5 protein-coding genes are annotated in these 6,174 nt (G+C 50.1%); 4 read left to right on the forward strand and 1 reads right to left on the reverse strand.

Going from position 1 to position 6,174, the window contains the following annotated elements; genetic code table 11:
* Positions 1 to 63: 63 nt before the first annotated feature.
* Positions 64 to 1,440: an omega-aminotransferase AptA gene (aptA, locus tag AK963_RS09445; protein WP_066015217.1), complete on the reverse strand. Its 1,377-nt coding sequence runs from the start codon at positions 1,438 to 1,440 to the stop codon at positions 64 to 66.
* A gap of 197 nt (positions 1,441 to 1,637) precedes the next feature.
* Here aptA and AK963_RS09450 point away from each other — a divergent pair, with 197 nt between their 5' ends.
* The 4 genes from AK963_RS09450 (at position 1,638) to AK963_RS09460 (ending at position 5,869) form a co-directional block, all read left to right on the forward strand.
* Positions 1,638 to 3,134, forward strand: coding sequence for an aldehyde dehydrogenase (locus tag AK963_RS09450; RefSeq protein WP_066015212.1), 1,497 nt, complete (start codon positions 1,638 to 1,640; stop codon positions 3,132 to 3,134).
* A 101-nt stretch (positions 3,135 to 3,235) separates the two neighbouring features.
* On the forward strand, positions 3,236 to 3,871 hold the full coding sequence (locus AK963_RS36595; protein ID WP_139117328.1) for an NAD(P)/FAD-dependent oxidoreductase: 636 nt from the start codon (positions 3,236 to 3,238) through the stop codon (positions 3,869 to 3,871).
* Complete coding sequence (locus tag AK963_RS36600; RefSeq protein WP_139117329.1) at positions 3,837 to 4,547, forward strand: NAD(P)/FAD-dependent oxidoreductase; 711 nt, start codon at positions 3,837 to 3,839, stop codon at positions 4,545 to 4,547. Before AK963_RS36595 ends, AK963_RS36600 begins: the two co-directional genes overlap by 35 nt.
* A gap of 20 nt (positions 4,548 to 4,567) precedes the next feature.
* Complete coding sequence (locus AK963_RS09460) at positions 4,568 to 5,869, forward strand: NAD(P)/FAD-dependent oxidoreductase (RefSeq protein ID WP_274520507.1); 1,302 nt, start codon at positions 4,568 to 4,570, stop codon at positions 5,867 to 5,869.
* Positions 5,870 to 6,174: the final 305 nt, after the last annotated feature.

Here is a 6,174-nt window from a genome sequence, read left to right on the forward strand (position 1 = left end):
CTCTCTTTTTCTAAAAAATGCAGCTCTTTTCTGTGAGAAATACGCTGCATTTTTTATTTTCGGTTATCTATTAGCAACTAATATGCCATCACGCAGTGCGGATACCAGCTGGTCAATATGTGTCGGTTCTATGATCAGAGGCGGTGACATGGCCAGTATGTCACCAGTCCAGCGTACCAGTACGCCATTTTCGTAGGCATGCTTGAACGCTTTGTAGCCTCGTTCTCCGGGCTTGCCCTGTTCCGGTGCAAGCTCAATGGCGGCAACCAATCCGGTGTTGCGAATATCGATCACATTGGGCAGGTCCTTCAGGCTCAGCAGGGATTCAGCAAAGTGGTCCTCCAGTTCGATAGCCCGCTCAAACAGACCCTCTTTCTCATAGAGATCAAGGGCGGCCAGACCTGCGGCACAGGCAACCGGGTGTCCTGAATAGGTATAGCCGTGGAACAGCTCGGTCATATTCTCAGGGCCAGTCATGTATGTGTCGTGTATTTCATCGCTGACGAATACGGCACCCATTGGTATTACACCATTGGTAAGGCCTTTGGCCGTGGTCATAATATCAGGCTCAACTCCCCAGCGCTCGGAGGCAAAGGCTTTACCAACCCGGCCAAACCCGGTGATTACTTCATCAAAAATCAGGAGAATACCGTGCTTTCGGGTGATCTCACGCAGGCGCTGCAGATAACCTTTAGGTGGCATGATAACGCCGCCGGAGCCGGACATGGGCTCAACAATAACCGCAGCAATATTGCTGGCATCGTGCAGGGCAATGATTTGTTCTAGGGCATCAGCCAGTTCAACACCGTGCTCAGGCAGACCTTTGGTAAAGGCGTTCAGGTTGATGTTAAGGGTGTGTGGCAAGTGATCGACGCCACTCAGGGCGTTACCGAACATTTTGCGATTGTTACCAATCCCCCCAACAGAGATGCCACCAAAATTCACACCATGGTAACCACGCTCACGACCAACCAGTCTTTGTCGTGTACCTTCTCCTTTGATGCGATGGTAGCCAAGGGCAATCTTCAGGGCAGTCTCTACAGACTCTGAGCCTGAGTTGGTAAAGAAAATGTGGTTCAGGTTGCCGGGAGCAATGTTTGCCAGACGTTCTGCAAACTCGAACGCTAAAGGGTGACCCATTTGAAAGGGAGGTGCGTAGTCCAGTTTGGCAACCTGACGGGCTACCGCATCGGAGATCTCTCTGCGACCATGACCGGCATTGACACACCATAGACCCGCACAGCCATCCAGAACCGGTCGACCTTTGTCGTCCTGATAGTACATACCTTCTGCACTGGTCAGCATGCGTGGCTGTTGCTTGAACTGGCGATTCGCTGTGAATGGCATCCAGAACGCGTCCAGTGAGCTGGCTTCGCTATTCGGGGTGTTGTGGCTTTTTTGGACAGTTGCTGTGGGCTTGCTCAGGGTCAGCTCAGTCATTTCCCTTACCTTTATTATTATTAAGCCAATGTTTTGCACATCCTGATTACTGAAGTCAGTGGTATCAGTGGCGCACATCATTTCAAACAGTGTGTACAATATTTCAAACAATCTGTATTGAATCAAGTACTGCATTTCGTTAATGTGCTTTTATTCATTACCTATAGTGCCCTCAAACAATAAGAACAGGAGCAGTTATGGCGACCAGAACTCGCGCACAATGGCAGGCTATGGCAGATGGGCTTGAAATCCGCAGTCAGGCCTGGATAAACGGTGAGTACACCGATGCTGCCAGCGGTGAAACCTTTGATTGTATTTCTCCTGTGGATGGCAAGCTTCTGACTCGCGTAGCCAGTTGTGATGAAGCGGATGTGAATCGTGCGGTTTCGGCTGCCCGTTCAACGTTTGAGTCCGGGGCCTGGGCCCGTAAGTCTCCAGCTGCCCGCAAGAAAATTCTTCAGGCCTTTGCCAGTAAAATAGATGATCACCTGGAAGAACTCGCTCTGCTGGAGTCCATTGATATGGGTAAGCCCATCAATGACGCTCTGGGCGATGACATCCCCAGCAGTGCCAACTGTATTCGCTGGTGTGCAGAGGCCATTGATAAGATTTACGATGAAGTGGCGCCGGTCGGTGAGGACAGCCTTGCCCTGGTTACCAGGGAAGCGGTTGGTGTGGTTGCCGCGATTGTTCCCTGGAACTTCCCCTTAAGTATGGCCTCCTGGAAGCTTGGACCAGCATTGGCAACCGGTAACAGTGTGATTCTCAAGCCTTCAGAAAAGTCACCACTGACCGCGATCAGAGTGGCAGAGCTGGCAGAAGAGGCTGGTTTACCCAAAGGCGTTTTACAGGTACTGCCGGGCTTTGGCCATACCGCCGGAAAAGCGCTGGCACTTCATCCGGATGTTGACTGTCTTGCCTTCACCGGTTCTACCAAAGTTGCACGGCAATTGATGATCTATGCCGGTGAGTCGAATATGAAGCGGGTATGGCTGGAAGCTGGTGGCAAAAGCCCTCATATTGTCTTTGCCGATGCACCAGATCTTGAAAAAGCAGCCAGCTATGCCGCCATGGCCATTGGCTATAACCAGGGAGAGGTATGCACTGCGGGTTCCCGACTCCTGGTTGAAGCCTCAATACACGACGAATTTATATCACTGTTGAAAAAGCACATGGAAACCTGGCGTCCTGGACACCCTCTGGACCCTGAAACCACGTCAGGCGCTATCGTGGATGATATTCAGACCCGTAATGTTCTCCGTTATATCGAGACCGGAAAGCAGGAAGGTGCAAAGCTGGTGATGGGAGGAAGCCGGGTTATGGAGGAAACCGGGGGGTATTATATTGAACCCACGGTGTTCGATCAGGTTGATAACCAGATGGCCATTGCCCAGGAAGAAATCTTTGGGCCGGTGCTGTCCGTGATTTCCTTCAATGATGAAGAAGAGGCAATCCGTATTGCCAATGATACCGACTATGGTCTGGCTGCAGCGTTGTGGACCAGTAACCTGAGCAGAGCGCACCAGGTATCCAGACGACTCAGAGCGGGTTCTGTGTTTATCAACAATTACCACGGTGGGGATATGACGGTTCCTTTTGGTGGGTTCAAGCAGTCGGGTAATGGCCGGGATAAGTCTCTCCATGCCTTTGATAAATACACGGAATTGAAATCCACCTGGATTGCACTGGATTAAACTGAACAGCCTCTGAATATGTTCAGAGGCTTTAATTGTGTATCTAAAATGGTGTAGACAGATACGTTACCCCTCCGACCTACCTCAAGAAAAATAACAATATGGTTACCTCATCACCTGTACACACTGAAGAGCATGCCTGTTCCTGGTATGCTGCGACTGCCAATCGACAGACAAATTACCCTGCACTCAAGGGGAAAGTGAAGGCTGATGTTTGTATTGTCGGTGGAGGCTTCAGTGGTGTGGGCACTGCGTTGGCTCTGGCTGAGAAAGGCTATCGTGTTGTTGTACTGGAGGCGAGGAAAATCGCCTGGGGTGCAACGGGACGCAGTGGGGGACAGTTAATCCGGGGGCTTGGTGAGTCACCTGAACGCTATCAGCTCCTGATTGGAAGAGAAGGGGTTGAGGCCATTAATCGCATGGGCTTTGAGTCGGTAGAAAGGGTTCGCTCAATCATCAGCAGGTACCGTATTCAATGTGACCTGCAAATGGGGTACCTCGATGCAGCTCTGAAGCAACGACATATGACGTCTCTGGCTGGAGAGCTGGATTTGCTGAAGCAGCAGGGGTATCCACACAGGCTTCGATTATTGCAGTCTTCTGAGTTGTCAAAGGTCATTGGCAGCAGTCGCTATATCGGAGGCCTGGTTGATGAGGGGAGTGGGCACTTACACCCTATGAATCTCTGCCTGGGAGAAGTAGATGCAGCAGAGAAGCTTGGCGTTCTGTTTTATTGAACACTCCAGAGTTACTGCGATGAAATCACCGGGAGTTTCCGGTAAACATCAGGTGATAACAGGGGACGGTGTAGTTGAGTCTGACTTCGTTGTTCTGTGTGGTAATGCGTACCTTGGAAGCCTTGAGCCACGCTTGAATGGTAAAGTGCTGCCAGCAGGCAGTTATATCATAGCAACAGAACCGTTAAGCGAGGCTGTTCGGCACGAGATATTGCCAGAAAATTATGCCGTTTGTGATCACAATGCCCTGTTGCACTATTTCCGGCTATCAGCTGATGGTCGTTTGCTTTTTGGTGGACGATGTAACTATACGGGGCATGATCCTAAAAGTATTTCTGGCAGTTTATTACCCAGAATGAAAAAAATCTTTCCTCAACTGGATCAGGTGACCGTTGATTATGAATGGGGCGGCTGGATTGGTATTTCGGCTAATCGCATCCCGCAGATAGGCCGCCTGTCACCTACTACCTATTATGCCCAGGGTTATTCAGGCCACGGAGTTAATGCAACTCACATGGCCGCTCAGCTGATTGCAGAAGCTATTGATGGGCAAGCCGGTCGGTTTGATGTGTTTGACCGCATTCGTCACCACCGCTTTCCTGGAGGAGAGAACCTTCGCTCCCCCATGCTGGCCATCGGTATGCTGTGGTACCAGATGAAAGACCTTTTGCCTTAAAAATATAAAACAGGGAATGAATGATGAAACTCAAAGCACCAGTGCATACTGAAGCGCATGCGAACTCTTACTACGCCGCTTCACTGAACTTTGAAACAGAATACCCTGAACTGGAAGGTAGCCTGTCCGTAGATGTCTGTGTTGTTGGCGGTGGTTTCTCTGGCGTTGCCACAGCCCTGGAGCTGGCTGAGCGGGGCTATCGTGTTGTCGTTCTGGAAGCCCGTAAAATCGGTTGGGGGGCAACAGGACGAAATGGTGGTCAGCTGATTCGGGGGATTGGTGAAGAACCTGAACAGTTTAGAAACCAGATCGGCAGTGATGGGGTGGAGGCAATCCATCGGATGGGGTATGAGGCGGTTGAGCTGGTGCGTGAGCGTGTCCAGAAATACGATATTCAGTGTGACCTGAAAATGGGGTATGTGGATGCGGCGATCAAGCCAAAACAGATGGATGAGATTGCGGAAGATTATGAGTCTCTGAAAAAACGCCATTATGCTCATGAGCTTCGGCTGCTATCACAGGATGATATCAAACAGTATGTGAACACTGACCGGTATATTGGCGGAATGCTGGATTCGGGAAGTGGTCATCTCCATCCGCTGAATCTCTGCCTTGGTGAGGCTCGCGTTGCAGAAGGATTGGGCGTTCAGTTTTTTGAAAATTCGCCGGTTGTGAAAATCCATAAGGGTGACCTGCCCAGGGTTGAAACGGCAAAGGGTTCGGTAACCTGTCAGTTTCTGGTACTGGCAGGGAATGCCTATCTTGGGAACCTGGAACCCAAGATCGGCGGGAAAGTGTTACCGGCGGGCAGTTATATCATCGCCACAGAAAGGCTGGAGGAAAAGGTCTGGAAAAACCTGATACCAGAGGACTCGGCTATCTGCGATGTCAGCATTGCGCTTGATTATTTCCGCCTTTCTGATGATAAACGACTGTTGTTTGGTGGTATGTGCAACTACTCCGGGCGTGATCCTAAAGATATTGAGGCATCGCTTCGACCGAAGATGTTGAAGGTCTTTCCTCAGCTGGAAAATGCTTCCATCGAGTATCAGTGGGGAGGAATGATCGGGATTGGTGCCAACCGGATGCCGCAGATTGGTCGACTGGGGTCAAACATTTACTTTGCACAGGCTTATTCCGGCCATGGTGTAAATGCTACCCATATGGCCGGCAGGGTGCTGGCAGAAGCTATCTCTGGTCAGGCAGAACGGTTTGATGTATTTGCCAATATTCGCCATATGACCTTCCCCGGTGGACGGTATTTCCGCTCGCCGCTACTGGCACTGGGGATGCTGTGGTATCGAATCAAAGAGCTTGCATAAGATCCTTTGGGTATTAACTGTTTAAGAAGGTTTTAGGAAGCCTTGTTATCTTGATGTCATTGGGGGCGTTACCAACTGGTTGGATGGTAACGTCCCCTTGATTTTTTGCAGTAGGTACTTAAGAAATACTGCTTTGGAATGCAGTTTGGTGTGGTTTCTGAACTATTTGGATTGTGTAATACCAATCGCATTTTCTAAATCCTTAAGCTGCCGCCAACTATGCTTAGGCATCATTACCATGCATTATCTAGAACAGATGTCTCGTCGACCACAGCTACCCGAAGGTTTTAATGATGTTGATTTTC

Source organism: Endozoicomonas atrinae (assembly GCF_001647025.1).
GTDB classification, from domain to species: domain Bacteria; phylum Pseudomonadota; class Gammaproteobacteria; order Pseudomonadales; family Endozoicomonadaceae; genus Endozoicomonas; species Endozoicomonas atrinae.

Excerpts from the sequence above, each read along its gene's own strand:
- AK963_RS09460 (WP_274520507.1), top strand. The coding sequence starts at position 4,568 with ATGATGAAACTCAAAGCACCAGTGCATACTGAAGCGCATGCGAACTCT.
- AK963_RS36600 (WP_139117329.1), top strand. The coding sequence starts at position 3,837 with ATGCAGCAGAGAAGCTTGGCGTTCTGTTTTATTGAACACTCCAGAGTT.
- aptA (WP_066015217.1), bottom strand. The coding sequence starts at position 1,440 with ATGACTGAGCTGACCCTGAGCAAGCCCACAGCAACTGTCCAAAAAAGC.
- AK963_RS36595 (WP_139117328.1), top strand. The coding sequence starts at position 3,236 with ATGGTTACCTCATCACCTGTACACACTGAAGAGCATGCCTGTTCCTGG.
- AK963_RS09450 (WP_066015212.1), top strand. The coding sequence starts at position 1,638 with ATGGCGACCAGAACTCGCGCACAATGGCAGGCTATGGCAGATGGGCTT.